Raw genomic sequence first — 25,514 nt, forward strand, 5'->3', positions numbered from 1 at the left:
TGATCATTGATGCGCGCGGCGCAAGTGCGTGGAGCGGCCTGCGTGACGGTGCGGCGGAGGCACGTGCGCCGCCGGCCGTGCGCCGATCCCAGTCCCTGTCCACGGAGCGCACACCCTCGTGGTGGGTGCGTGATCAAACGTGACCCGGCCCGTGGCGCGGCGATTTCGCCGGATCGGGAGGCCCTGAGGCCGGCTGGACAAGAACACAGAAGGAGCGAGATGCTCGCATCTCTCCGGAAGCTCGCGATCTCCACCGTGGCGATGATCACTCTGGTCACGACCGCGGGCGTATCGAGCGCGGGGGTATCGGCCGCGGCCGGCATTCCCCGCCCAGACGACTACTTCGGGTTTCACATCGGTTCCGATGGCCATCTTGCGACGTGGGACAAGATGGTGAGCTACTTCCAGCTTGTCGCCAAGGGCAGTGACCGCGTCGACTACAAGAAGGTCGGCGACACCACGTTGGGCTACCCCTACGTGATGCTCACCATCAGCTCCAAGAAGAACCTCGACAACCTCGACCGCCTCACCGCGATCAACGCTCGCCTCGCGGATCCGCGAGGGCTCTCCCAGGCCGAGGCGCAGCGGCTCGCGACGCAGGGCAAGCCCTTCTACTACGTCCAGGCCGGCATCCACGCGACCGAGGTCGGCAACTCCCAGGCCATGATCGAGATCGCGCACCGGCTCGCGACCGACAACTCACCCGCCATCAAGCACATCCTCGACAACGCGGTCATCCTGATGGTGCCGTCCCAGAACCCGGACGGACTTCACCTGGTCAACGACTATTTCAATGCCACTGCAGGGACGAGTTACAACCGGACCTATCCCGACCTCTACCAGAAGTACACCGGGCACGACGACAACCGCGACTGGTTCATGTTCACACAGGTCGAGAGCCGCCTGATGGTCTCGATCCAGAACAAGTACCACCCGCAGGTCTTCCAGGACGCGCACCAGGCGGGCACGGGTGCGCCCCGGATGTTCACCCCGCCGTACCTCTCGCCGTCCGACCCGAACATCGACCCGATCACGGTTCAGCAGACCAACGCCCTGGGCATGGCCATGCAGCGCGGAATGACGGCTGCAGGGCTCAAGGGCGGGCAATGGGGCACCACGTACGACTACTGGTCCCCCTCGCGGCAATACCAGGTCTACCACGGCTCGGTTCGCATCCTGACCGAGGCGGCCAGTGCCTCGAACCTGGCCTACCCGTACACGAGGCCGACCCCGATCGGTGACCAGCAACCTGACACGAACTTCATCGAGCCCTACGACCAGAACACCTGGACGCTGCGGCAGATCCTCGACTACACGTCGAACACCTTCTACACCGGCGTCGAGACCCTGGCCAACGACCCCTACACCTGGCTGTACAACTTCTACCAGGTCGGCCAGAGGGCGGTCACCAAGGCCAACCCCTACGCCTACGTCATCCCGGCGAACCAGCGTGACCCGCAGGCCGTGCGCGACGCCCTCGACATCCTGCACACCGGGGCGGTCGAGATCCGCCAGGCGCGGACGGCGTTCACGGCGGGCGGCAAGGACTATCCCGCCGGCTCCTACGTGATCTACCTGGCGCAGCCGTACGGCGGCTTCGCCAAGACCCTGCTGGAGGTGCAGCACTACCCGCAGTTGGCGGAGTATCCGGGCGGACCACCGCAGGAGCCGTACGACGTGACCGCGCAGACGCTGCCGATGCTGCTGGGCTTCACCGCAGACCTGGTCAAGGACCCGTTCACGGTCGACGCCACGCTGCTTCAGCAGGTCAAGCCCGCGCCGGTGACGATGCCGGCTCCTCCCGCGGCAGCCGGCGCCTACGTGCTCGGCCCCGAGTCGTACGGTGTCTTCCAGTTCGTATCCGACCTGCAGAAGCAGGGTGTGCCGACCTTCCGCGCGGCCCAGAAGTTCACCGACGGCGGCCGTGACTTCCCGGCAGGCACGTTCATCATCCCTCCCACCGACCAGGCGCGCCGGATCCTGCAGACCAGGTCGGCGAGCACCGGGATCCCCGTGTCGACGATCTCCAAGCTCCCCGGCGTCTCCGGCGTACAGCTCAAGCCGGGCACCCGGGTCGGGCTGTACAAGCCGCCGAACAACATGCCGTCGGGCTGGCTCATGTGGATGTTCGACCAGTACCACGTGAACTACCAGGTCATCACGGCACAGGACTACCAAGGCGACCTGAACGACAAGTACGACGCGATCGTGCTGCCCGACGGCGTCTCCAAGAGCAAGATCGTCAACGGGCTGAGTGCGACCTCCTATCCGCCCGAGTGGAGCTGGGCCTACGGTGTGGGCGACGTCGGCTGGACCAAGCTGCGCGACTTCGTCGACAACGGCGGCACACTCGTCGCGTACGGCAGCGCGACGAGCACGGCGCAGAGCCTGTTCGGTCTGCCTCTCGAGCCGGTCCTGCCGAACGACTCGTCGTCCTTCTACTCACCGGGCTCCCTGCTCAGCCAGCAGATCGACACCGACGACCCCGTGGCCTGGGGGATGACCCCCGACAACCCCGTCTGGTTCGAAGGAAACCAGGCGTACAGGGTCACCGACCCGGCCAAGTACGACGCCAAGGTCGTCGGGAAGTACCCGGACAGCGGTGAGCAACTGCAGAGCGGCTGGCTCATCGGCGGCAAGTACCTCGACGGCGCGGCCAACAGCGTCGCGTTCCACGTCGGCAAGGGGTACGTCGTGACGTTCGGCAGCGAGGCCGGGTACCGCACCTGGAACCGCGCCGAGCAGAAGATGGTGTTCAACTCCCTGTATTACGGGCCGTCGCAGAAGCTCGACGCCGACCAGTTCGCCCGTCTCGGCGGCTGATCGCCCGTTCACGGATCTGCCCGGTGCTCTACCGGGCGGATCCGCCCCTTCAAGGAATTCGGACAGCTCGCGCTCAGGGAGACACCCATGACCGAATCACAGGCGACGGACCAGGACCCCGTGATCGAACTGCGCGGTGTTCGGAAGTCCTTCGGCGAGCTGGAGGTTCTCAAGGGAATCGACCTCGCGGTCACCCGCGGTGAGGTCGTCGTCATCATCGGCCCGTCCGGCGGGGGCAAGAGCACGCTGCTGAGATGCGTCAACCTGCTGGACCCCATCACCGCGGGACAGGTCTTCCTGGAAGGGGAGGACCTCACCCGGCCGCAGATGGACCTCAACCGGATACGACGCCGCATCGGCATGGTTTTCCAGCAGTTCAACCTGTTCCCGCATCTGACGGTGCTGGGCAATCTCACACTCGCGCCGGTCAAGCTGCTCGGGCTCGACAGGCGGGAGGCAGAGCGGCTCGCGAGCGACCTCCTCTCGCGGGTCGGGCTGGCCGACAAGGTGAATGCCCACCCGAGGCAGCTGTCCGGTGGCCAGCAGCAGCGCGTCGCGATCGCGCGGGCGCTGATGATGAGCCCCCACGTCATGCTCTTCGACGAGGTCACCTCCGCGCTCGACCCGGAGCTGGTGAGCGAGGTGCTCGACGTCATGCGCGACCTCGCGCAGTCGGGCATGACCATGCTCTGCGTCACCCACGAAATGGGCTTCGCCCGGGAACTCGGCGACCGCCTGGTCTTCATCGACGGCGGAGTCGTCGCCGAACAGGGCCGCCCGGCCGACGTGCTGGACGACCCGCAGCACGCACGCACCCGACAGTTCCTCCACAAGGTTCTGCGATAACCCGGCCCCGTGTCCGGGTGCCCGCCGCGCGCGGGCGAAAGGAGTACGTTGTGAAAGCGAAAGTCGCCGGGCTGCTGGCCGTCCTCGTGGTGGCCGCCGCCGGTTGCGGTTCCCCCGCGGGAGAAGCCGAGAGCGCCGGCTCGGGCAAGCCGGTCGACGTCGGCGCCCCGCTCCCGGCCGACGTCCAGGGCAAGGGGCAGCTCGCGGTCGGCGTGAAATGCGACTACCCGCCCTTCGGCTACATCGACGAGGGCGGCGAGCAAGCCGGGTTCGAGATCGAGATCGCACGCCGGCTCGCCGAATACGCCTTCGGCACGACCAGCTCCGTGAAGTTCACCTGTGTGACGGGGGCCAACCGGGTGCCGTATCTGACGACCAACCGCATCGACCTCATCATCGCGACGATGAACTACACGCCGGAGCGAGCCAAGACCGTCGATTTCTCCACCCCGTACTTCAACAGCGGCGTGAAGCTCCTGGTGCCGAAGGACTCGCCGATCACCTCGTTCGCCGACCTGGAGGGCAAGCCGGTGACCACCACCACCGGGTCCACGGCGAGCATCTGGCTGACCCAGTGCGTGAAGACCGCGAAACAGGTCGCCTTCGCGCAGACGAGCGAGGCGTTCTCTGCCATGCGGAGCAACCGCGGGGTGGCGTTCGCCCAGGACGACACGCTGCTGGCCGAACTGGCCTCGAAGAACGCCGACACGAAGGTCGTGGGGGAGGAGAAGGCCGGCAGCCCCTGGGGCATGGGCGTCCGGAAGGGCGACGCGGCGATGCTGACCTGGGTGAACGCCGCCATCGAGAAGATGCGCGCGGAGGACTCCTTCTGGACGGCGTTCCAGAAGACGGTCACCGACAAGGGAGTCCAGCAGCAGTTCCAGCAGTTCGTGCCCCGGCCGGGCAACAGCCTCGAATACCCGACCGGAGACATCTTCCAGTGCTGACGCTGTGCGACGCGGGCCGGGCGGGAGTCGTGTGCGGACGATGACGGCCGTCGACTTCGAGCCCGGTTTCGTCTTCTCTCACCTCGGCCCGCTCGGACAGGGCCTCGCCCGCACGCTCGCCATCAGTGCCGTCGGCACCGCCGGGGCGCTCGCCGTCGGCGGGCTCCTCGGAGCGGCGAGCGCGTTACGGATCCCGGTCGTGCGCCAGGTGATCGGGGCGTACGTGGAGGTGTTCCGGAATACGCCACTGCTGGTCCAGATCTTCTTCCTCTACTTCGCCCTGCCTGAGGCCGGGGTCAAGCTCAGCGCCTTCACCGTCGGGTGGCTCTCGCTCGTGTTGTGGGGAGGCGCCTACAACGCGGAGAACTTCCGGGCCGGTTTCGAGGCGGTCGACCCGAAGTACGTGGAGGCGTGCCGGGCCCTCGGCTTCTCGGAACTCGCCTCCTTCCGCCGGGTCGTCCTGCCGCTCGGCACGCGTACGGCCCTGCCCTCGGTGACCAACACCCTCATCTCCGTCTTCAAGAACTCGTCCTTCATGATCGCCATCGGCTATCCGGAGCTGACCGACACCGCCGTCGACATCGTCTCCGTCACGTTCCGCGCGTTCGAGGTGTTCATCGCCATCGGCGTCGTCTACCTGGGGCTGGTCTGGATCTTCTCCCTGGGAGCGGGGCTGATCGAGCGTCGTTTCGCCATTCCCGGGGGGCACTGATGATGCCGCTCTGGGTGGGTCCCGTGGCCCGCTACATGGCCACGGGCCTGGTGACGACGCTCGCGCTCGCGGTCGTGAGCATCGCCGTGAGCGTGGTGCTGGGCACCCTGCTGGGCGCGCTGCTCGTCCTGCCCAGCAGGGCCGTACGGCTGGCGGTGCGCTGTTACGTCGAGATCTGGCGTGGCCTGCCGATCATCGTCACCCTCTTCTTCATCTTCTTCGTGCTGCCGGTCATCGGCCTGAGGTTCGACACGTTCGTCGCGGCCGCGATCGGCCTGTGCCTGTGGGGGAGCGCCAACGTCGCGGAGGTGGTGCGGGGAGCAGTGCAGTCCGTGCCTCGCGGGCAGGCCGACGCGGCCGCGGCTCTGGGTTTCCCCTGGCGGCAGCGCATGCGCTACGTGGTCTTCCCCCAGGCGGTACGGCGGGCGGTGCCGCCGCTCGTCGGACTGGTCGTCAACCTCACCCAGCAGACCTCGCTGGCCACAGTCATCGGTGTTCTGGACCTTCTCCAGGCGTCCCAACGCTCGATCGAACGGCTCACCCTCTCCAGCGGGGCCACCCACGCGGTACCGATCCTCGGGGCGGTTCTCGTCGTGTACTTCGTCATCTGCCTTCCGCTCACGTCCCTGTCCCGCCGGCTGGAGCGATCGCTGCAGCGGGCATGAAGGACCGGGGTCGCACGACCTGCTTGTGCTCAGGAGGTGTGCGGCTCCACATCGAAGACGGCGCCCACTTCCTGGGACCTGGTGGGCATAGACGCGGACGGCGGAGGTGGGACCGTCGTTAACGACAGGCCGTAGCACGGCGGCGCGCGGCCCGCATCACCGGCGCGACACCTGCCACCGGGTGTCGAGTCGACCGTGCCGCATTCGGCCTACAAGCGGTCGTGCATCGTCTCTGGCGTGTTATCGCCCACGTCCCTGCTGATCGCCAGGCTGATGTGCCACGCCGACCACTCGTTGGCGTCCACCACCATGCCCGGCCGCGAGGACCAGTTCGGCGGCCGGCGTCCCAGCGAGCGGCAGCGTCTCTACAAAGGGACAGGCGTAGTTTCACTACGCAACGCGCCCTATCCGATACTTATCGTTACAATGAGCGACCCCGTGCAGGGGGATGGATGAGGAGCAAACTCCCGGTAAGGGGGTGGGCCGCTCATCAAGCAAGCTGAGCGGCCCACGGCCTGGAACCCGGATCCAACCGTCGCCGCAACAACGCCGCTGACGCTTGCGAGGATTCTGCCTCGGTCGGGCTGGTCAGCGTCTTTCGTCGGACGAGTTCGAGGCGCCCGTTCCCTGACGAGAACGGCGTTGGCCCTTGGACCGCGCCTCTGTGACCTCGACGCGGCGGGTCCGGCCCTGCGCCGCTTTGGGGACCCGTACGGTTAGCACCCCCTCCTCCATGGACGCCTGCACGTTCTTCTCGTCCACGTCGGAGGGAAGCGAGGTGTGATAGTGGAACCGCCCCATCCGGACCCGCAGTGCGGTTGAGCCTTCTTCCTCTTCGCGGATCTCACCGTTGATGCACAGTTCGCGGTCCGTGATTCCGAGTTCGATCTCCTCGGGTGCGACGCCGGGGAGTTCAAGCTTGATCATGTACGCGTCATCGGACTCGTCGATTTCGGCGACCGGCACCCATGGGCGATCCATCTCGGTCTCGCCCGACGGCGGGATCAGCCACCCGATCCGGCTGAGGAGTTCGTGAACGTCCGCGAACGGATCTCGCCGCAGCATCGCGGACGGCTCGACGCCGTGCATTTGGTGTGCCCGGCCACGTCTCATTGGCAGTGTCATGACATCTCCCTGTCGTCCCCGAGCGACTGGCTGAAGGCGTCCTCCTCTCGCGAGGAGCCGCGCCCGCAGGCCGGCCGGCACGCCTGCATGCCGGCTGGCGCACTGGGCTACGCCTGCGGTGACAGATACCCCTGGAACAATCCCGCCACTCCGTGACGAAATGCCCTAAATGTGCATTTGGAGAACGCTGCACCTGTGCGCTTTCCCGGCTGAGGCGCGCCCATGCCTACGGACTCGCGGACCGAAGCCGAAGGTCCATTTCGTGAACTGCCCGCGACCATGTGCGGGCGCCCGATCGCCGACCGTCTTTGTTGTTTGATCCAAAAATGGATATCCGGTGGTTTCGGGGGTCGCGTTCACACCCTTTGGCTGGACCTGTAGAGGTTCGAAAACCGGGGCGCCGGTCTTTGGTCTGGCTGGTGCAGCGGTGACCCAGGCTTCTCGGTGGTCGGAACAACCAACCCGAGGGAGGTTGATCCATGAGAACCCGAGACTTACGTCAGTCGCACAAGACGGTGCTGGGGACCTACAGCACCTACGATGCGGCCCAGCATGCGGTGGACACGCTCGCTCGGCATCGCTTTCCCGTCGAACATGTCTCCATCGTGGGGACGTCCCTGCGGTGGGAGGAGAAGGTACTGGGCCGCTGGACTCTCGGCCGCGCGCTGGTCACCGGAGCGGGCACCGGTGTCTGGATCGGTTTGCTGATCGGGCTGGTGTTCCTGATCGTCAGCCCCTGGCAGGGGTGGGCAATGGCCTCCGCGATCGTGCTCGGCCTGATCTTCGGCCTGATCGCGGGCGCGATCAGCTACGCACTGCAGCGCCGGGCGTTCGCCTCGCTGCCCACGGTCGTGGCCGACAGTTACGACATCCTGGTCGACCCCGAGTTCGCCGATGAGGCCCGGAGGGTGCTCAACACCGCCCATGTGGCCACGGGAACCTTCAAATAGGCCGACGCGGACGGATGCGGGTCCGGACTCGGAGCGTTCGGCGGCATTCCGGGCGATATCGCGGAATCAGACTGCGCTGTGGGTCCGGAAGGACGCTCGGGATACATGAAGGGATGGGCAGATGGCGAAGGCCGTGGGCATCGACCTGGGCACGACGAACTCTGTGATCGCGACGACTGAGGATGGTCATCCGACGGTCATCCCGAACGCCGAGGGATCTCGGACCACGCCGTCGGTGGTGGCCTTCACCGATCAGGGTGAGGTCCTGGTCGGCCAGATGGCCCGCCGTCAGGCGATCCTGAACCCGAAGGGCACGATCTATTCGGCCAAGCGGTTCATGGGCCGCCGGTTCGAGGAGGTCCACGACGAGATCAAGGCGGTCTCGTTCGACGTCGTGGCGGGTCCCGACGGGGCCGTGCGGTTCAAGGTCAAGGACAAGCAGTACGCACCGGAGGAGATCTCGGCGTTCGTGCTGAGGAAGCTCGTCGCCGACGCGGCGAAGTTCCTGGGCGAGAAGGTCACCGAGGCCGTCATCACCGTGCCCGCCTACTTCAACGACGCCCAGCGCCAGGCCACCAAGGACGCCGGGAAGATCGCCGGCCTGGAGGTCCTCCGCATCATCAACGAGCCGACGGCGGCCTCCCTGGCGTACGGCCTGGACAAGAAGGGCAGCGAGACCGTCCTCGTCTTCGACCTGGGAGGCGGGACCTTCGACGTCAGCATCCTCGACATCGGCGAGGGCGTGGTCGAGGTGCGGTCCACCGCCGGTGACACCCACCTGGGCGGCGACGACTTCGACCGCCGGATCGTCGACCACCTGGCCGACGAGTTCCAGCGCCAGGAGGGCATCGACCTCCGCGTCGACCCCCAGGCACTGCAACGGCTCTTCGAGGCGGCGGAGAAGGCCAAGGTGGAACTGTCGGCGGTCACCCAGACGCAGATCAGCCTCCCGTTCATCACGGCGGACGCGAACGGGCCAAAGCACCTGAACACCACGCTGATGCGGTCCACGTTCGAACAGATCACCGCCGATCTGCTCGAGCGGGTCAAGGGGCCGGTCGAGCAGGCCATGGCCGACGCGAAGCTGACCTCGGCCGATCTCGACGAGGTGATCCTGGTCGGCGGGTCCACCCGCATGCCCGCGGTGCAGCAGACCGTGCGCCGTATGACGGGACGAGACCCCAACATGACGGTCAACCCCGACGAGGTCGTGGCGCTCGGCGCGGCAGTTCAGGCGGCCATCATCAGGGGCGAGGTCAAGGATGTCGTGTTGCTCGACGTCACCCCGCTGTCGCTCGGGGTCGAGACGCTCGGCGGTCTCATGACGAAGATCATCGATCGGAACACCACGATCCCGGCCCGCCGTACCGAGACCTTCAGCACCGCCGAGGACGACCAGTCGGCCGTCGACGTGGTCGTCCTGCAGGGCGAGCGGGAACGCGCCGCCGACAACCGGGTGCTCGGCCGGTTCCGCCTGGAGAACATCCGGCCCGCACCCCGCGGGGTGCCTCAGATCGAGGTCACCTACGACATCGACGCGAACGGCATCCTCAACGTGACGGCCAAGGACAAGGACACGGGGGCCGAGCAGCGCATCACGATCAGCGAGAGCTCCAACCTGGACAGCAGCGAGATCGACCGGATGATCGCCGACGCCGAGCAGCATCGGGCCGATGACGCGCGGCTTCGTGAGGCGATCGACGCCCGCAACGAGCTGGATTCGGCCGCCTACCAGGTGGAGCGGCGTCTGTCCGAGCTTGGGGATGCGGTTGCGGTGCATGAGAAGGCCCGGGCGGAACAGCTGATCGCCGACGCCCGTCAGGCCGTCAAGGAGGAGGCGCCCGTCGACCGGCTGCGTGGTCTGGCGGGGGAGCTGCAGCAGGTCTTCCACGCGCTGGGCGCCACCACCCAACAATCCGGCCAACCTGCTGGCCCTGAGGCCGGCGGCGGCCCCGACGAGGACGTCATCGACGCCGAGTTCACCAGCCCTGAGTGACATGACCGAGCAGGAGAAGATCCCGGATCGGGGGCGCGCTCCAGCGGCCGAGGCTATGGAGGCCGAACCCGGGACGCCGCACGAGACGCCCGAGCCGCAGCCCACAGGCGAGCCCGGAACGATTCGCGAAACCCGCGAGACCCGCGACCCCGGCGAGACCGGTGAGACGGGTTCCGCCACCGATACCGAAGTGGACGCGCGGCTGGAGGAGCTGCACGATCGATGGCTGCGTGCGGTCGCGGAGCTCGACAACCTCCGCAAGCGGACGGCCAGAGACATCGCCAGGCAGCGGCTCGACGAGCGGGCCAGGGTCGCCGCGGAGTGGCTGCCGGTCATCGACAACCTCGAACTGGCGCTGCGGCACGCGGACGACGACACCGATCCCGGCGCCGTCATCGAAGGCGTCCGCGCCGTCCGCGACCAGGCGGTGGCCGTACTCGCCCGGCTGGGCTTCCCGCGCGTGGAGGACCTCGGAACGCGGTTCGACCCCGCCAGGCACGAGGCCGTGAGCACGGCGGAGGACCCGGAGGCCGAACCGGGCACGGTCGTCGCCGTCGTACGGCCCGGCTACGGCGACGGCCCCGACCAGCTGCGCCCCGCGTCCGTCGTCGTGTCCACCAAGGCGGAGGACTGATGGCGGACCGCGACTACTACGAGATCCTCGGGGTGCCGCGAACGGCAAGCCGCGAGGAAATCCAGCGGGCCTACCGCAAGCTCGCGCGCGCTCACCATCCCGACGTCAACAAGGACCCCGGGGCCGAGGACCGCTTCAAAGAGGTGTCGGAGGCCTACGAGGTGCTGTCCGATCCTGAGACCCGCAAGCGCTACGACGCGTTCGGCCGGGACTTCCGGCAGGTGCCCGAGGGAGTGGACCCGGCGGCTTACGCCAGGGCCCGGGCCGGGGCGGGCACGGGAGGCCGGGCCGGATGGGCGCGCGGTCCGGCCGGGCAGGAGGTCCGGTTCGAGACCGGCGAGGGCATCGACTTCGAGGAGCTGTTCGGCGGCATGTTCGGGGGGCGCGGGGGCCGCGCGGGCCGCGGCTGGGGTCCGATACCCGGAGCCGACCAGGAGGCCGAGCTGCCGCTGACGGTCGAGGAGGCCTACCGCGGCGGCCGCCGCACGATCACCCTTCCCGGCCGCGGAGGATCCCGGACGCTGGAGGTCACGATCCCCCCGGGCGTCCGGAACGGGCAGCGGATCCGCCTCGCGGGTCAGGGCGGCGAGGGCGCCGGCGGCGCGAAGCGGGGCGACCTGTACTTGATCGCGCGAATCACCGATCATCCCCGCTACCGCGTCGAAGGCCGCGACATCCACGTCCAGCTTCCCCTCACCCCCTCGGAGGCCGCGCTGGGCGCGACCGTCGCGGTCGAGACCCCCGGCGGGGAGGCGAAGGTCAAGGTTCCGCCCGGTTCCTCCTCCGGCCGCCGCCTGCGCCTGCGCGGGCAGGGTATGCCCAACCCCCGCGGCGACCCCGGGGACCTGTTCGCCGAGGTCCGGATCATGGTCCCGCGCACGCTGAGCGCCGAGGAGCGCCGCCTCTATGAGCAACTGGCCGGCGTCTCCAGCGTCAACCCGCGCTCCGAATCCGGAGGGAGGACCAGGCCATGAGTCATCCCCTCGTACGGCTCCCGCTCCTGAACCTGGAGTCCTTCGCACGGGCGACCGGCCTGCATCCGGACCTGGTGCGCCGCCTGGTCGCGCTCGGCCTGATCGACGCCTTCCGCGACGCGGCGGGCGACCTGTGCTTCCCGCCCTCCCAGCTCGCCGCCGCCGGGCGCCTCCAGAGGCTGCACACGCAACTGGCCGTCAACTACGCCTCGCTGGGTCTGGTGGCGGACCTGCTCGACCGCATCGCGGAGCTCGAAGCGGCTCTGCGGACCCGCGCGAGAACTCCCGGAGGCATGCCGTGGACGTGAACCGCCTCACCCAGAAGTCACAGGAGGCCCTGCACGACGCGCAGACCAGGGCGACCCGCTTCGGGCACACCGAAGTCGACGGCGAGCATCTCCTGTTCGCGTTGCTGGAACAGCCGGAGGGGCTGGTCCCGCGCCTGGTCTCGGCTGCGGGCGCCGACGCGGACAAGCTGGCGCTGGAGCTGGAGGCCGAGCTGGAACGCCGGCCCCGCGTGACCGGTCCCGGCGCCGCGCCCGGCCAGGTCTACCTGACCCAGCGGCTGTCCCGCCTGCTGGAGGCGGCCGATCGGGAGGCCAGGCGGCTGAAGGACGAGTACGTCTCGGTCGAGCACCTGCTGCTCGGACTGCTCGACGAGGGGCCGGACACCGCTTCAGGGCGGCTGCTCAAGGCGCACGGTCTCAACCGCGAGCGCTTCCTGGAGATCCTCACGCAGGTGCGCGGCAACCAGCGGGTGACCTCGGCCAACCCGGAGGTCGCCTACGAGGCCCTGGAGAAGTACGGCCGTGACCTGGTCGCCGCCGCCAGGGCGGACAAACTCGACCCGGTCATCGGCCGCGACGGCGAGATCCGCAGGGTCGTGCAGATCCTGTCCCGCAAGACCAAGAACAATCCGGTCCTCATCGGCGACCCGGGAGTCGGCAAGACCGCGATCGTGGAGGGCCTCGCCCAGCGCATCGCCCGAGGCGACGTGCCGGAGGGCCTGAAGGACAAGACGATCTTCAGCCTCGACGTGGGCGCTCTCGTCGCGGGGGCGAAATACCGCGGCGAGTTCGAAGAGCGCCTCAAGGCCGTGCTCACCGAGGTCACGTCGGCGGAAGGGCGGATCCTGCTGTTCGTCGACGAGGTCCACAACGTCGTCGGCGCGGGCGCGGCCGAGGGCGCCATGGACGCGGGGAACATGCTGAAGCCGATGCTGGCCCGCGGCGAACTCCACATGATCGGCGCGACGACGATCACCGAATACCGCAAGCGCATCGAGAAGGACGCCGCGCTGGAGCGCCGCTTCCAGCCCGTCTTCGTGGACGAGCCGTCGGTGGAGGACTCCGTCTCCATCCTCCGCGGCCTGCGCGAGCGCCTCGAGGTGTTCCACGGCGTGAAGATCACCGACAGCGCCATCGTTGCCGCGGTCGTCCTCAGCCACCGCTACATCAGCGACCGCTTCCTGCCCGACAAGGCGATCGACCTGGTCGACGAGGCGTGCGCGATGCTCCGTACGGAGATCGACTCGATGCCGGCGGAGCTGGACGAGCTCACCCGGCGGGTGATGCGCCTGGAGATCGAGGAGGCGGCCCTCGCCAAGGAGGACGACCCGGCGAGCCGGGCCCGGTTGGAGGCGCTGCGCGCCGAGCTCGCCGATCTGCGCGCCCAGGCCGACGCCATGCGCGCGCAGTGGGAGGCCGAACGGCACGCTCTGCACAAGGTGCAGCAACTGCGCCAGGAGATCGAGGGGGTCCGGCGCGAGGCCGACCAGGCCGAGCGCACCTACGACCTGAACCGCGCCGCCGAGCTGACGCACGGCAGGCTGCCCGAGCTGGAACGCAGACTGGAGGCCGCGGAGGAGCAGCTGGAATCCAAGCACGGTGCGGGGCGCCTGCTCCGCGAGGTCGTGACGGAAGAGGAGATCGCCGGCATCGTGTCCCGCTGGACCGGCATCCCGGTCAGCAGGCTCCGGGAGGGCGAGCGGGACAAGCTGCTGCACCTCGACCAGATCCTGCACGAGCGCGTCATCGGTCAGGACGAGGCCGTGCAGGCCGTCGCCGACGCGATCATCCGGGCGCGCTCCGGCATCAAGGACCCGCGCCGGCCCATCGGCTCGTTCATCTTCCTCGGCCCGACCGGAGTCGGGAAGACCGAACTGGCCAAGACCCTCGCCGAAGCGCTGTTCGACACCCAGGACAACATGGTCCGCGTCGACATGAGCGAGTACCAGGAGCGCCACACGGTCAGCCGGCTGATCGGCGCCCCGCCCGGATACGTCGGCTACGAGGAGGGCGGCCAGCTCACCGAGGCCGTACGGCGCAAGCCGTACTCGGTCGTGCTGTTCGACGAGATCGAGAAGGCCCACACGGACGTCTTCAACACCCTGCTGCAGGTGCTCGACGACGGGCGGCTCACCGACGCCCAGGGCCGCACGGTCGACTTCCGCAACACCGTGATCATCATGACGTCCAACATCGGCTCGCACTTCCTGAGCGAGAAGGCCGCCCCGTCCGGCGAGATCGACCCCGAGGTGCGCGAGATGGTGATGGCCGAACTGCGCGCGCGGTTCCGGCCCGAGTTCCTCAACCGGATCGACGACATCGTCCTGTTCAAGCCGCTCACCGAGCCGGAGATCGAGCAGATCGTGTCACTGATGTTCACCGAGATCAGGATCCGGCTCGCCGAACGCAGGATGACGCTGGAGGTCACACCCGAGGCCGTGCGCTTCATCGCCGAACAGGGCTTCGACCCCGTCTACGGCGCAAGGCCGCTGCGCCGCTTCATCGCCCGCGAGGTCGAGACCCGCGTCGCCCGCGCCCTGGTCGCCGGCGACATCCTCGACGGCGCGGTCATCCGTGTCGGACTGACCGGCGGCACGCTCTCGGTGACCTACGAGAACCCGGAGGTCTGACCATGCGGTCACAGGCCAAGTACGCGAGCGTCGTCCGATGCTCGAAATGCGGCCGGAAGAACCGGCTGCCCAGGGCCGCCTCGGGGATCCCGCAGTGCGGCGACTGCCACCAGCCGCTTCCCTGGGTCACCGAGGCGGGGGACGACGACTTCAGCGAGGTCGTCGAGGCGGCGCGGATCCCGGTGGTCGTCGACTTCTGGGCACCCTGGTGCGGGCCGTGCCGCATGGTCAGCCCGGCGCTGGAGCAGGTCGCGGCCGATCTGGCCGGTCGCCTGAAGCTGGTGAAGGTGAACGTGGACGAAGCGCCCCGGCTCTCGGAACGCTTCACCGTACAGGCCATCCCGACGCTCGTCGTGATCGACCAGGGGAAGGTCGTCACCCGGCGTTCGGGAGCGGCGCCGGCTCCCGCCCTACGCGAATGGGTGGAACATGCGCTGGCCTCCTGAGCTCTCCGAGACGCCGGACCCGCAGGGGGCCTACCCGCGGCTGAGCGACGCGCAGCTCCAGACGCTGGCGCCGCACGGCGAGCGGCGCCGGGTCCGCCGGGACGAGGTCCTGTACGCGGAGGGCCTTCCGTGCACCGAATTCTTCGCGATCCTGGCCGGCAAGGTCGCGACAGTCGAGGGATTCGGAGCGGACGACCAGGTGATCGGCGTCCACGGGGCAGGCCGGTTCCTGGGAGAGCTCAACGTGCTCACCGGCCAGGTCGGCTTCGTCACCGGCGTGGTGGCCGAGGACGGCGAGGTCCTCGCCGTGCCGGCGGACGCGCTCCGCCGCCTGGTCGCCGGAGATCCGGCACTCGGCGACCTCATCCTGCGGGCCTATCTCATCCGCCGCACGATGCTCATCGGACTGGGGGCGGGCTTCCGCATCATCGGCTCCCGCTTCTCGGCCGACTCCCGGCGGCTGCGGGAATTCGCGGCACGCAACCGGCTGCCGCACCGGTGGATCGACCTGGAGCAGGACCAGGAGGCAGAGCGGTTCCTGCGGAGCATGGGCGTCACCCCGGAGGAGACCCCGGTCGTGATCTGGCGTGGCGAGACAGTGCTCCGCAACCCGAGCAACGCGGAGCTGGCCCGGGCGATCGGGCTCCCCGCACCACGGGTACAGGAGACCCGATGCGACCTGCTCGTCATCGGGGCCGGACCGGCGGGGCTGGCGGCGGCGGTCTACGGAGCGTCAGAGGGCCTCGCGACGATGGTCCTGGACAATGTCGCGACGGGCGGCCAGGCGGGCACCTCCTCGCGGATCGAGAACTACCTCGGCTTCCCGTCCGGGATCTCCGGCGGCGAACTGGCGGAACGGGCGGCCATCCAAGCCGGCAAGTTCGGCGCGCGTTTCTGCATCCCCGCGCAGGCATGCGGACTGCACCTGAAGGCGGGCGATCACATCGTCACCGTACGGGAGGGCGGCACGATCCACGCGCGCACCCTGATCATCGCGACCGGCGTCCGCTACCGGAGGCTCGACGTCCAGAACCTGGAACAGTTCGAGCCCACGAGCGTCTACTACGCGGCGACCATGCTCGAAGCCCAGATGTGCGAGCGGGACCCGATCGTCGTCGTTGGAGGAGGCAACTCGGCCGGTCAGGCCGCCCTATTCCTGGCCAGGCACGCCGCCTGCGTCCGGCTACTCGTGCGGGAGGACACGCTGTCCAGGAACATGTCCCGCTACCTGGCCGTCGAGATCGAACGGCACCCCCGGATCCAGACCATGCTGAACACCGAGGTCCGGGAACTGATGGGGGAAGAGATGCTCGCCGCGGTCATCGCCGAGAACAACGTCACCGGCGAGCGTTCCACGATCGAGGCCCGCGCGATGTTCATCTTCATCGGCGCGGAGCCGTACACCGCCTGGCTGGCCGACGAGATCGCGCTCGACCCGCGGGGCTACATACTGACGGGCGCGGACGCCACCCGGTCCGGCAAGGAAGGCACGCCCGACTCCGTCGGCCGGCCATTCCCGCTGGAGACGAGCAGGGCGGGCGTGTTCGCGGCCGGGGACGTACGGAGCGGATCGGTCAAGCGGGTGGCCTCGGCGGTCGGTGAAGGCGCCATGGCCGTACGGCTGATCCACGACTACCTCCAGGCTGGAGAGTGACTCCGGGCCGGAAGGAAGGAGACCTCCATGGTTCTCATGGCGGTGTCGAGATTCGAACGTTTCTTCCGCAGCGCCGCAGGTGTCGACGTCGACAAGGACAACCTCCGGCGCTACAGCAGTGGGAGCGCACGATACGTGTCTTCGACCTGCTGCTCTGAGGCGGTCGGGACGGCCTCGGCGATCAGCTCTGAACGGCCCGTCCCGGACGTCCGGTGAATTAGGCGCCGAGTCCTCCCAGGGGGCGCGGTCGCGGCGAGCAAGGAAGGGGGAATGAACCGTCGACCTGCTGTACGACGTACGACCTTTCGTCCCCGTCGTTGACGGGTAAGGCGATCCTTCGCAATCAACCACATGCGAGGAAGTCATGAGAGCCGTAGTGTACGAAGGACCTCGACAGGTCGATGTCGAGAGAGTCCCGGACGCGCGTATAGACCGGCCTACCGATGTCCTGGTCCGCATCACCACGACCAACATCTGCGGGTCGGACCTGCACATGTACGAAGGCCGGACCGACTTCGAGACGGGCCGCGTCCTCGGTCACGAGAACCTCGGCGAAGTGGTCGAGGTCGGACCGGCCGTCGACCACGTCCGAGTCGGCGACGTGGTCTGCATCCCGTTCAACATCTCGTGCGGTTTCTGCGCGAACTGCGAAAAGGGCCTGACGGCCTACTGCCTCACCACCAACCCCGAGCCGGGCATGGCCGGCGCGGCGTACGGCTTCGCCGACATGGGGCCCTACAACGGCGGCCAGGCCGAGTTCCTGCGCGTGCCGTACGGCGACTTCAACTGCCTCGTCCTCCCGGACGACGCGAAGGAGAAGCAGAACGACTACGTGATGCTCGCCGACATCTGGCCGACCGGCTGGCACGCGACCCGACTCGCCCAGGTTGAGGCGGGCGACTCGGTCGTGATCTACGGGGCGGGGCCCGTCGGGCTGATGGCCGCCTACTCCGCCGTACTCCAGAGCGCGAGCAAGGTGATGGTCGTCGACCGCCACCCCGACCGGCTCGCCAAAGCCGAGGAGATCGGCGCGATCGCGATCGACGACTCCCAGTCGCCACCGGTCGATCAGATTATGCAGCTCACGAAGGGCCTGGGCGCCGACCGGGGCTGCGAGTGCGTGGGCTACCAGGCACACGACCCACAGGGGCACGAGCACCCCAACATGACGCTCAACGACCTCGTCAGATCGGTCAAGTTCACCGGGACCATCGGCGTCGTCGGCGTCTTCATCCCCACCGATCCCGGTAGCCCGGACGATCTCTACAAGCAGGGCGAGATCGCCTTCGACTACGGGATGTTCTGGTTCAAGGGCCAGACGATGGGCAACGGCCAGTGCAACGTGAAGCGCTACAACCGGGCGCTCATGACGCTCATCCACGAGGGGAAGGCCCGGCCGTCCTGGGTCGTCTCGCACGAACTGGACTTGGACGACGCACCGGACGGCTACGAGCATTTCGACCGGCGGGATCTCGGCTGGACCAAGGTCGTCATCCATCCCGGCGAGCTCAGCTGATAGGCGGCGCCCGGACCACCGCCGCGAGTGCGCACGCCATCGTGCCGGCCAGCCCCGGGCGACGGCCGGCCGCCGTGATGGCTCGTCCATCGCCGGAAGGGTCCCATCGAGGGGGTGATGACCATGGGCGACGCTCGCGCGCTCAAGGACAAGCTGTTCGAGGCCTTCAATGCTCACGATCTGGATCGTGTTCTTCAGTGCCACAGCCGGGACGGGGTCCTGGTGACCCCGAGCGGCGTCGCGGAAGGACACGACCAGATCGCCTCCTTCTACGAGGAGGCCTTCAAAGGCTTTCCGGACCTGCGCATGACGGCCTGGCACGCGGTGTTCTGCGCCGATCCCGCGGTGACCGAATGGATGCTCACCGGCACGCATAACGGACCTTTCATGCTGCCCGGCGGGGGTGTGCTGGATGGAACCGGCCGTCCCGTCGCCGTTCGCGGCACCAGCACCTGCTCCGTCGGCAACGACAAGATCATCACTCATCGGATCTACTACGACCAGTTGGAGCTGTACAGCCAGCTTGGTGGCGAACTGGCCTTCGACGATCGCTCATCATCCGCGGGCGAGGCACGGCCTTCGCCCGGCGACTGAGGATTTCGATGTCGCCCAGTTTGGCGTGGCTGTCGGGCGGCTCCGCGGCATCCGCCTGTCACCCCGCTGATGGGGGTTCGCCGCCGGTTCCGGGCCGCCTGTCGGTACCGCGCCCTACGGACGGTTCCTGATCAGCCACACGCTGGGACCATCGCGCGACGGCCAGCGCGGCGACCAGCAGGAACGCCACGCCTGCGTAGACGGCCAACTCGATCCACTGCGCGCGACTCTCGGCCGCGGTCATGGACACGGCGAGCCGGACGACCACCGACAGGATGTGCCGGACCACCGCGATGACGCCCACGATGATGAAAGGTTCCAGCTGGAGCCGCCCGCCTTCGAGATGCGCCAGAACGGTGACGAAGATCTCCAGAATGATGAGGACGAGAAGCAGTTCTTCGATGACGATGATCGTCTTGGTCGTCCACGATGCGGAGCTCTGCGCTACTGCGATCCACATGAAGACGATGACGGCCGCGGCGACGACGAGCAGCATGAGCGACACCAGATAGAGCACCACACGCTCGGTCCAGACGAGGAAGCGCAGCATCTTCTGCTCCGACCCGTTCCTCATGATCTCGGTCACCTGGGAACCCCGCCTGCCCCTGGGCAGTTGCCCGCCCTCCATGGCCTCGCCGCTCTCCTTGGACGCTCGCGCGGCCGGAATGCCGTGGAGGATGGTCGCGCCTTCGATGCCGTGACCCGCCAATTGCCGTTCCCCAGCACGCCGGTATGCCCCGACAGAAGGGTTAGATACCCGTCCCTCCATCGGGGCCGTATCCGTACCGCACCCTTTGCCGCGCTTTCGAGCAAGACGTGACAGCTTGTTAATGGTCGACGCACATCCGACGCGTCCGGCCACCACCGCACCCGGGCGGCCCGGGCCGCCGGCGTCACCCGCATCCACGTCCCGGTCGACGTCACCGGCCTGACCCCCAACCAAATCAAGGGAAGCAGCTCGCGCCCAACGCCTTGCACGGCAGCAGCGAGGGCGCGTTGGATCATGAGCGTGTTGATCAAGCCGAGGCGTGCTCTTTTCAGCTCACGTGCCCACTCAAACGGGGGGTGGCGTACCGAGTTCGATGATGAAGTTGCCCGGGTAGGTTGCGCCATACTCACCGCACCACACCGATAAATCGTCCCGCAATGTCCCATTCACTCGCCGCTCGCGAACCGTTGTGCGCTGAGCGACCGTGGGATACTGGGCATGAGCCTTCATGGAAGGGCTCGGCCGGGCAAGAGCCCACGTTGACCTGGGACGATCTGAGGCCAGATCATCCGAGGGGGGATGCCCAGTGGACGTCCACGAAGCGCTCTACACGACGCGGATGATGCGGCGGATGCGGCCCGACCCCGTTCCGCTGGAGACGCAGTGCCGCATCCTCGACGCGGCGATCCGCGCGCCCAGCGGAGGGAACGCGCAGCGCTGGCACTTCCTCGTCGTCGAGGACCCGAAGATCAAGGCGAGGCTGCACGAGATCTACCGGCGGTGCCGGCGGCTGGAGTACGAGGATCCCGCGTCGGCCGCCCTGGGAAAGGCTCTGCACGAGACCGGCGAGGACCACGCCGAGGCGATGCGGAAGATCAAGGCGTCCGGTGACTACTTCACCGACCACTTCGAAGAGATCCCGCTGCTGATCTTCGTCTTCGCCGTCGACGACCTCGGCGGGGCGAACACCTATCCCGCGATCTGGAACGCGTTCCTGGCCGCCCGAGCCGAGGGCGTCGGCGGCGTCATGACCCTCGTCCTGCGGTACGCCGAGGACGAGGTCACCAAGCTGCTAGGCGTCCCCGTCGAGCAGGGCTGGCGGATGACGACGATGCTGGCCTTCGGCTACCCGCTGGGCAGATGGGGAGTGGCGGCCAACCGCCGTCCCGTTCACGAGGTGGCCTCCCGGGACCACTGGGACCAGCCGTTCGGCGTGGAGATCCCGGACCCCCTGTGGAGCCCTCAGGCCGGGGCCTGAGCGTCCAGCGGCCGGGGCCTGAGCGTCCAGCGGCCGGGACCGGCCGCGTTCCCGGCCGGCAAAGAGGACTGGGCCGCCGCCCGCGCCCTGCGGTAGGGCTTAAACCTGCCCCCAAAGCGGTCACATGGCCGTGCGCGCGCTCCACAGTTCGGGGAAGACCGTCTGGTCCAGGCTGTTGTGTAGCCAGCCGACAGCTGGCGTGTGGTAGTAGCCCGGTTTGGCGCCGAAGGTGCGCATGGTCACCGTCAGATGTACTTGCTTCCACCGGTTGAAGCGATCGGCGACCTGGGTCAGCGCCTCGCCGAGTTCCCGCAGGTCGGTAAAGGATTCGTCGTGGTAGACCTGCGCCCAAGCAGCCTCCACCTCAGGCTGGGCGACATACGGCTCGGCGAAGTCGCGGTGGATGGTGGAGTCCGGCAACGGCAGCCCTCTCCGTTGCAGCAGGGCCAGAACCTCGTCATAGAGGCTGGGCGCGCTGAGAGCGTCCTGCAGCCCCTGGTGAATCAGAGGCGTGGACCGGTGCGGCTCCAGCATCTCCGGGGACTTCTGTCCCAGCAGGAACGCCAGGTGACGGTACATGTACGAGTGAACCGAGGATGCTTCGCCCTTGCCGAGCTGGGCCTTGATGGGGTTCCAGTCCGAGGGCGTCATGTCCGCGTAGCTCTCCCAGGTGGCCTCGAGAGCACGCAGATGAGCCACGATACGTCTCAGAGTACGCAGGGCCGCGGGCACATCATCAGCAAGGACTTCGCGTCGCGCCCTGGAGAGCTCATGGCAGAGCAACCCGAAGTAAAGCTCCATCACCTGGGAACTAATCAGGAAAGCCATCTCATAGGCAGTTTCCGTCACCGGCCGCTGCAAGGTGTGCAGCTGCCGAACCTGGAAGTAATCGATGTAGCGGGTGGTCCCACTCATCTCGCCTGATACGGCGGTTTCCGGACGCAGATCGCGCCATGATTGGGTGACCATGGGATCCCCCCCTTCCGACGAGAACGTGTCTACTCGCCTGCTGCCATGGAAGGGGCAGACCATTGCGGTCCGCCGACCCCCAAAAACTCTACGTCCGGAACCGAAGAGCACTGTTCCATTGACACAGTCCACTGACTTGAGTTGACGCAATCGCGTGTACCTGGTGACGGCAGTCTTACCGACACCTTGTCTCGGGGCCGTATCCACGGCGAGCCTCGCCCAAGGGGCAGAGATGTTGCCAGAAGCAGGGCGCTGGCCCCGACGGAGATCCGCTCACGCCGCAGTGAGGTCGAGCCGGACTGAGTCGTGGTGCGCCGGACGATGCGGACGTCGTCGGGCAGTTCGATGGCCAGGGCGGTAGCACTGCAGTGCACAATGTGGATCCTGCGGGCGTGGAGGCGTTTCAGGGCGACCTTCTGCATCTGGCCGCGGGGCCGGGGCAAACCCGTGATCGCGCACCGGCTGCCGCTCGACCAGGCCGCCGAGGCCCACCGGCTGCTAGAGGCCGGATGGTTACCTCGGCCAGATCCTGCTGGTCGTATAGCCGGCCTCGCGTTCGGCCTCCTGGAGCCGCCGCCACTTCGCCATCGACCGGTTGATCTCCTCGCGTATGAACGCGAAGAACCGGCGGGTCTCGTCCAGCCGCCGCCCGGCAGGGGAGTCGAGACCCAACAGCGCGCTGCCCTCGTCGGCGCCGACCCTTTGGCTCTTGGGCACGGCGACCACGTAGTTAAGGCGGCGCAGCTCCAGGAAGTGCCGGAACTTGTAGTCCTGCCCGTAGGCCTCATCAGCGGTGACCCAGGACACGGGTATCCCTGCGTCCAGGGTGCGCGCCAGCATCGCTCGGGCCAGCACCGGCTTGGTGGCGAACTCCGTGTTCTGGGGGATACCGGCCTCGGCGCAACCGGGCTTGATCATCAGTCCAGGACTTCGGCAGATACAGTTCAGCGTCGATCAACGCCCGTCCCAGCGGGGGGGCTCACCTCAGACTGTCTCCTGACCAGGGGCTACACCCGGCCACGACCCCTTTCCGGCGTATTCGGCTCCCACCCCATAAACGGACCCTTTGTCCGAGCAAGATCAAATAGGGCCGCACGGAGATCACGGAGTACTGGATCGGTTCGCAGAACTCGTTCTCACCCAAAGGCGGGTTCGGGGCACTTCTGAGAATCGTTTGTGACGGCATCCGGTGCCCTGGCGGCCCCTCAAAGGCTTCCCCGAGCGACGCGGACGACGTCGAGCACTACCCCTGCCCGCGCTGCCGGGCCGAACACGGGTCGCCGTGCCGCTCGCGCTCCGGAGCGGTCGCCAGCACCTACCACACCGGCCGCTTCACCAAGGCCCCGGCTCCCCAAGCTCCTGCACGTGCCCACCCCCGCCGACCGCGGGCCCGGCCAGCCCTGGCGCCCCGGCACTCCGGTCCCGCTCGCCCTCGCGCCGGACACCCCGACCGCCGACATCCGCATCGGGTACGCGCGGTGCTCGACGCTCACCCAGGAACTCCAGTCGCAGCTTGACGCGCTCGCCAAGCACGGTATCCCGCGCGACAAGGTGTTCTCCGAGAAGATCAGCACTCGTGTACGGGTCCGCCCGCAGTTCGAGGCCGCTCTCGCCCCGGCCCGCCAGATCGAGGCCCACGCCCCGCACTGCCGGGTCATCTTCACCGTGTACGAGATGAAGCGCCTCGGCCGCGACGCCGCCGAACTCACCGCCCACGGCCTGGTCCTGCAGATGCTCGCCGGGCCCCTGCCCGGGATGTACGGCCCCAGCGGGCCGGGCCGTCTGCCGTTCGCGTTCTTCGCGGCGATGGCAGAGACCGAGCGGGAGAACATCCGCGAGTCGACGCTGTAAGGGCTCGACGCGGCGGCCCGCAAGGGCAAGCACGGCGGCCGGCCACCCGTCATCACTGACGACATGCTCCACACCGTGCTCCGTCGCCGCGCGAACGGCGAGTCGGTCGAGCAGATCCAGCCCGACCTGATCATCCCCACCGGCAGCGCTCGGGGAAGATCGTCATGGGGCGGTCGACGGAGCCGTAAGGCGTGGCCAGAATCTATACGACGATGATAAAAATCGACGTCGTGTAGAGTTTGAGGCAAGGGGGCAGTCCAGCTCCTTCGAGTCCTCTCTGGAGGAGCAATGCAGAAGCAGAAGTGGCTCATCACCGGCGTCAGTACGGGCCTTGGGCGTGCCTTCGCCCAAGCTGCCTTGGCCGCCGGGCACACTGTCGTTGGAACGGTCCGCTCCGAGGAGGACCTGCGGGCCTTCGAAGGGCTCACACCCGGGTTCGCTCACGGCCGCATCCTGGACGTGACTGACGGCGACGCCGTCTCGAATGTGATCACAGAGGTAGAGCAGAGCGTCGGCCCTTTGGATGTCGTCGTCGCCAACGCCGGTTACGGCCTGGAGGGCACCTTCGAGGAAACCCCGCTGGCCGAGGTGCGGCGGCAGTTCGAGGTCAACGTATTCGGGACGGTGGCCACGTTGCAGGCAGCACTGCCCCACATGCGCCGGCGCCGCCGCGGACACCTGATGGCCGTCACCTCCATGGGCGGGCTCATGGCCGTGCCCGGCATGTCCGCCTACTGCGGCAGCAAGTTCGCCCTGGAAGGCATCCTCGAGGCACTGGGCAAGGAGGTCGCACAGTTCGGGATCCACGTGACGGCGATCGAGCCCGGCTCCTTCCGCACCGACTGGGCCGGACGGTCCATGACACGCGCCGCGCAGTCCATCGACGACTACGACCAGCTGTTCACCCCCATCCGTGAAACGCGGCAGAAGGCAAGCGGGAACCAGCTGGGCAATCCAGCCAAGGCCGGGGACGCCGTCGTGCACATCACGTCGGTCGACCAGCCGCCGGCCCACCTCGTCCTGGGTTCGGACGCGCTGCGACTAGTCACCGCCGCGCGCACGGCCGTGGACGAGGACATCCGCGCATGGGAGAGGCTCTCCCGTACGACCGACTTCGCCGAAGGTGCTCAGCTCTGATGCCCGGCCACCACCCCGCGCGGAGCCGACGGCCCACCGAACGCAAGGGCGACGTCCGGGAGCGGGCCATTCTGGACACCTGCGAAGCTCTGCTGGCGCAAAAGGGCCACGACGCCATAACCGTCGGCGACATCGCCGAGGGCGCCGGCATCACACGCGGCGCCCTGTACTTCTACTTCGGCTCCAAGCAAGAAGTGGTCACGGCACTCGTGGCCCGGACCGTCGAGCACCTGTGGGAGCGGTCCCGGGCCACTGCAAAGACCGACGAGCCGCGCCAGGCCATCGCAGCAGCCATGCAGCGCACGGTCGAGCTGTGGAACGAGCACGGCCCGGTCATGCGCACGGCGATCGACCTGTCGTTGACCGTGCCGGAGATCGGCGAGCTGTGGAGCCATACGGCTGACTTGTTCACCGAGGCCATCACCGCTGTCCTGGAACGAGCCGGCGTTCAGGCCGGCACCGAACCAGACCAGGCGTCGGCGATGGCACGCGCCCTGTGCTGGATGATCGAGCGGACTTTCTACCACGCCTCGCAGGAGGCCCGCGAGAAGTTGCAAAAGGCATCTTCGACCTGCGAACACATTTGGCTGACCAGCGCCGGCCTGACCGCCTGATACATCTGGCATGGACTGCGTGACGACGCCGATGGATGACCGTGGACACTGACGAACAGCAGTGGACGGTCTCCGCAGGTGGAGACCCTGTAAGCCCAGTTCGAACAGCTGTTGCCGTTGCCTGATAAGGAAGCGGTCCACCAGGATTTGCGGCCGCGCACGGCGACGTGTGATTCT

Annotated in this window: 23 protein-coding genes and 2 pseudogenes; 21 read left to right on the plus strand and 4 right to left on the minus strand. The window is 67.8% G+C overall.

All coding sequences use genetic code 11. The annotated features are described in order from the left end of the window. The first annotated feature begins 219 nt into the window (after positions 1-219). The 5 genes from Pph01_RS34060 (at position 220) to Pph01_RS34080 (ending at position 5,993) form a co-directional block, all read left to right on the plus strand. Positions 220-2,823, plus strand: a complete 2,604-nt coding sequence (locus Pph01_RS34060; RefSeq protein WP_204077322.1) for a M14 family metallopeptidase — start codon at positions 220-222, stop codon at positions 2,821-2,823. Between the two features lie 87 nt (positions 2,824-2,910). Further along, entirely contained in the window at positions 2,911-3,669 is a 759-nt protein-coding gene (locus Pph01_RS34065) for an amino acid ABC transporter ATP-binding protein (RefSeq protein ID WP_275412906.1), read from the plus strand. 50 nt (positions 3,670-3,719) lie between these two features. Beyond that, complete coding sequence (locus Pph01_RS34070) at positions 3,720-4,616, plus strand: transporter substrate-binding domain-containing protein (RefSeq protein ID WP_204077323.1); 897 nt, start codon at positions 3,720-3,722, stop codon at positions 4,614-4,616. A gap of 40 nt (positions 4,617-4,656) precedes the next feature. Further along, positions 4,657-5,328, plus strand: coding sequence for an amino acid ABC transporter permease (locus Pph01_RS34075; RefSeq protein WP_204077324.1), 672 nt, complete (start codon positions 4,657-4,659; stop codon positions 5,326-5,328). After that, positions 5,328-5,993, plus strand: a complete 666-nt coding sequence (locus Pph01_RS34080) for an amino acid ABC transporter permease (protein ID WP_204077325.1) — start codon at positions 5,328-5,330, stop codon at positions 5,991-5,993. The genes Pph01_RS34075 and Pph01_RS34080 overlap by 1 nt, the downstream gene beginning before the upstream one ends. A 588-nt stretch (positions 5,994-6,581) precedes the next feature. On the opposite strand, the gene Pph01_RS34085 is transcribed toward Pph01_RS34080, so the two are convergent. Continuing rightward, positions 6,582-7,118 (minus strand): Hsp20/alpha crystallin family protein, encoded by a 537-nt coding sequence (locus tag Pph01_RS34085; protein WP_204077326.1) that lies wholly within the window; start codon positions 7,116-7,118, stop codon positions 6,582-6,584. A gap of 479 nt (positions 7,119-7,597) precedes the next feature. Here Pph01_RS34085 and Pph01_RS34090 point away from each other — a divergent pair, with 479 nt between their 5' ends. From Pph01_RS34090 to Pph01_RS34140, 11 genes are all read left to right on the plus strand, one after another. Further along, complete coding sequence (locus tag Pph01_RS34090) at positions 7,598-8,068, plus strand: YflT domain-containing protein (RefSeq protein WP_204077327.1); 471 nt, start codon at positions 7,598-7,600, stop codon at positions 8,066-8,068. Between the two features lie 121 nt (positions 8,069-8,189). Next, complete coding sequence (gene dnaK / locus Pph01_RS34095) at positions 8,190-10,064, plus strand: molecular chaperone DnaK (RefSeq protein WP_204077328.1); 1,875 nt, start codon at positions 8,190-8,192, stop codon at positions 10,062-10,064. Between the two features lies 1 nt (position 10,065). Then, complete coding sequence (locus Pph01_RS34100; protein ID WP_239117225.1) at positions 10,066-10,698, plus strand: nucleotide exchange factor GrpE; 633 nt, start codon at positions 10,066-10,068, stop codon at positions 10,696-10,698. After that, on the plus strand, positions 10,698-11,672 hold the full coding sequence (locus tag Pph01_RS34105) for a DnaJ C-terminal domain-containing protein (protein WP_204077329.1): 975 nt from the start codon (positions 10,698-10,700) through the stop codon (positions 11,670-11,672). Before Pph01_RS34100 ends, Pph01_RS34105 begins: the two co-directional genes overlap by 1 nt. Then, positions 11,669-11,980 carry a chaperone modulator CbpM gene (locus Pph01_RS34110; protein ID WP_204077330.1) on the plus strand — a complete coding sequence of 104 codons (312 nt, stop codon included), beginning with the start codon at positions 11,669-11,671 and terminating at the stop codon, positions 11,978-11,980. The genes Pph01_RS34105 and Pph01_RS34110 overlap by 4 nt, the downstream gene beginning before the upstream one ends. After that, positions 11,971-14,589 carry an ATP-dependent chaperone ClpB gene (gene clpB, locus Pph01_RS34115; RefSeq protein ID WP_204077331.1) on the plus strand — a complete coding sequence of 873 codons (2,619 nt, stop codon included), beginning with the start codon at positions 11,971-11,973 and terminating at the stop codon, positions 14,587-14,589. The genes Pph01_RS34110 and clpB overlap by 10 nt, the downstream gene beginning before the upstream one ends. A 2-nt stretch (positions 14,590-14,591) precedes the next feature. After that, positions 14,592-15,035: a thioredoxin gene (trxA, locus tag Pph01_RS34120; RefSeq protein ID WP_204077332.1), complete on the plus strand. Its 444-nt coding sequence runs from the start codon at positions 14,592-14,594 to the stop codon at positions 15,033-15,035. Beyond that, positions 15,019-16,689 carry an FAD-dependent oxidoreductase gene (locus tag Pph01_RS34125; RefSeq protein ID WP_204077333.1) on the plus strand — a complete coding sequence of 557 codons (1,671 nt, stop codon included), beginning with the start codon at positions 15,019-15,021 and terminating at the stop codon, positions 16,687-16,689. The genes trxA and Pph01_RS34125 overlap by 17 nt, the downstream gene beginning before the upstream one ends. A gap of 27 nt (positions 16,690-16,716) precedes the next feature. Beyond that, positions 16,717-16,905, plus strand: a complete 189-nt coding sequence (locus Pph01_RS34130) for a histone H3 family protein (protein ID WP_204077334.1) — start codon at positions 16,717-16,719, stop codon at positions 16,903-16,905. Between the two features lie 148 nt (positions 16,906-17,053). Next, positions 17,054-18,205, plus strand: coding sequence for a glutathione-independent formaldehyde dehydrogenase (locus tag Pph01_RS34135; protein WP_204077335.1), 1,152 nt, complete (start codon positions 17,054-17,056; stop codon positions 18,203-18,205). Positions 18,206-18,322: 117 nt separating this feature from the next. Further along, positions 18,323-18,799 carry an ester cyclase gene (locus tag Pph01_RS34140; protein WP_204077336.1) on the plus strand — a complete coding sequence of 159 codons (477 nt, stop codon included), beginning with the start codon at positions 18,323-18,325 and terminating at the stop codon, positions 18,797-18,799. 58 nt (positions 18,800-18,857) lie between these two features. On the opposite strand, the gene Pph01_RS34145 is transcribed toward Pph01_RS34140, so the two are convergent. Beyond that, on the minus strand, positions 18,858-19,508 hold the full coding sequence (locus Pph01_RS34145) for a phosphate-starvation-inducible PsiE family protein (protein WP_204077337.1): 651 nt from the start codon (positions 19,506-19,508) through the stop codon (positions 18,858-18,860). Between the two features lie 586 nt (positions 19,509-20,094). Here Pph01_RS34145 and Pph01_RS34150 point away from each other — a divergent pair. Further along, positions 20,095-20,766 carry a nitroreductase family protein gene (locus tag Pph01_RS34150; protein ID WP_204077338.1) on the plus strand — a complete coding sequence of 224 codons (672 nt, stop codon included), beginning with the start codon at positions 20,095-20,097 and terminating at the stop codon, positions 20,764-20,766. A gap of 120 nt (positions 20,767-20,886) precedes the next feature. Here the strand turns inward: Pph01_RS34150 and Pph01_RS34155 are convergent, their stop codons facing one another. Next, positions 20,887-21,735, minus strand: coding sequence for a tryptophan 2,3-dioxygenase (locus tag Pph01_RS34155; protein ID WP_204077339.1), 849 nt, complete (start codon positions 21,733-21,735; stop codon positions 20,887-20,889). A 513-nt stretch (positions 21,736-22,248) separates the two neighbouring features. Continuing rightward, positions 22,249-22,714, minus strand: a pseudogene (locus Pph01_RS34160) (transposase); the annotation flags it as partial. A gap of 205 nt (positions 22,715-22,919) precedes the next feature. Here Pph01_RS34160 and Pph01_RS43845 point away from each other — a divergent pair. The 4 genes and pseudogenes from Pph01_RS43845 to Pph01_RS34175 all read left to right on the plus strand — a co-directional run. Then, positions 22,920-23,045, plus strand: a pseudogene (locus Pph01_RS43845) (zinc finger domain-containing protein); the annotation flags it as partial. A 55-nt stretch (positions 23,046-23,100) separates the two neighbouring features. Then, a complete protein-coding gene (locus Pph01_RS34165; RefSeq protein ID WP_204077341.1) occupies positions 23,101-23,586 on the plus strand; it encodes a recombinase family protein in 486 nt (161 codons plus the stop codon). 288 nt (positions 23,587-23,874) lie between these two features. Next, positions 23,875-24,723 (plus strand): oxidoreductase, encoded by an 849-nt coding sequence (locus Pph01_RS34170; RefSeq protein ID WP_204077342.1) that lies wholly within the window; start codon positions 23,875-23,877, stop codon positions 24,721-24,723. Next, the gene (locus Pph01_RS34175) at positions 24,723-25,337 is read left to right on the plus strand and encodes a TetR/AcrR family transcriptional regulator (protein WP_204077343.1); all 615 of its coding nucleotides are present in this window, start codon (positions 24,723-24,725) and stop codon (positions 25,335-25,337) included. The genes Pph01_RS34170 and Pph01_RS34175 overlap by 1 nt, the downstream gene beginning before the upstream one ends. The last annotated feature ends 177 nt before the right edge of the window (positions 25,338-25,514 follow it).

The sequence above is a fragment of the Planotetraspora phitsanulokensis genome, assembly GCF_016863295.1.
In the GTDB taxonomy this organism is placed as follows: Bacteria; Actinomycetota; Actinomycetes; order Streptosporangiales; family Streptosporangiaceae; genus Planotetraspora; species Planotetraspora phitsanulokensis.

Bases quoted from the DNA above. Each gene is read 5' to 3' on its own strand.
- Pph01_RS34085 (WP_204077326.1), bottom strand. From the start codon at position 7,118: ATGACACTGCCAATGAGACGTGGCCGGGCACACCAAATGCACGGCGTC.
- Pph01_RS34170 (WP_204077342.1), top strand. From the start codon at position 23,875: ATGCAGAAGCAGAAGTGGCTCATCACCGGCGTCAGTACGGGCCTTGGG.
- Pph01_RS34060 (WP_204077322.1), top strand. From the start codon at position 220: ATGCTCGCATCTCTCCGGAAGCTCGCGATCTCCACCGTGGCGATGATC.
- Pph01_RS34140 (WP_204077336.1), top strand. From the start codon at position 18,323: ATGACCATGGGCGACGCTCGCGCGCTCAAGGACAAGCTGTTCGAGGCC.
- Pph01_RS34175 (WP_204077343.1), top strand. From the start codon at position 24,723: ATGCCCGGCCACCACCCCGCGCGGAGCCGACGGCCCACCGAACGCAAG.
- trxA (WP_204077332.1), top strand. From the start codon at position 14,592: ATGCGGTCACAGGCCAAGTACGCGAGCGTCGTCCGATGCTCGAAATGC.
- Pph01_RS34075 (WP_204077324.1), top strand. From the start codon at position 4,657: ATGACGGCCGTCGACTTCGAGCCCGGTTTCGTCTTCTCTCACCTCGGC.
- Pph01_RS34110 (WP_204077330.1), top strand. From the start codon at position 11,669: ATGAGTCATCCCCTCGTACGGCTCCCGCTCCTGAACCTGGAGTCCTTC.
- Pph01_RS34090 (WP_204077327.1), top strand. From the start codon at position 7,598: ATGAGAACCCGAGACTTACGTCAGTCGCACAAGACGGTGCTGGGGACC.
- Pph01_RS34155 (WP_204077339.1), bottom strand. From the start codon at position 21,735: ATGGTCACCCAATCATGGCGCGATCTGCGTCCGGAAACCGCCGTATCA.
- Pph01_RS34080 (WP_204077325.1), top strand. From the start codon at position 5,328: ATGATGCCGCTCTGGGTGGGTCCCGTGGCCCGCTACATGGCCACGGGC.
- Pph01_RS34125 (WP_204077333.1), top strand. From the start codon at position 15,019: ATGCGCTGGCCTCCTGAGCTCTCCGAGACGCCGGACCCGCAGGGGGCC.
- Pph01_RS34135 (WP_204077335.1), top strand. From the start codon at position 17,054: ATGAGAGCCGTAGTGTACGAAGGACCTCGACAGGTCGATGTCGAGAGA.
- Pph01_RS34105 (WP_204077329.1), top strand. From the start codon at position 10,698: ATGGCGGACCGCGACTACTACGAGATCCTCGGGGTGCCGCGAACGGCA.
- Pph01_RS34065 (WP_275412906.1), top strand. From the start codon at position 2,911: ATGACCGAATCACAGGCGACGGACCAGGACCCCGTGATCGAACTGCGC.
- Pph01_RS34100 (WP_239117225.1), top strand. From the start codon at position 10,066: ATGACCGAGCAGGAGAAGATCCCGGATCGGGGGCGCGCTCCAGCGGCC.
- Pph01_RS34130 (WP_204077334.1), top strand. From the start codon at position 16,717: ATGGTTCTCATGGCGGTGTCGAGATTCGAACGTTTCTTCCGCAGCGCC.
- dnaK (WP_204077328.1), top strand. From the start codon at position 8,190: ATGGCGAAGGCCGTGGGCATCGACCTGGGCACGACGAACTCTGTGATC.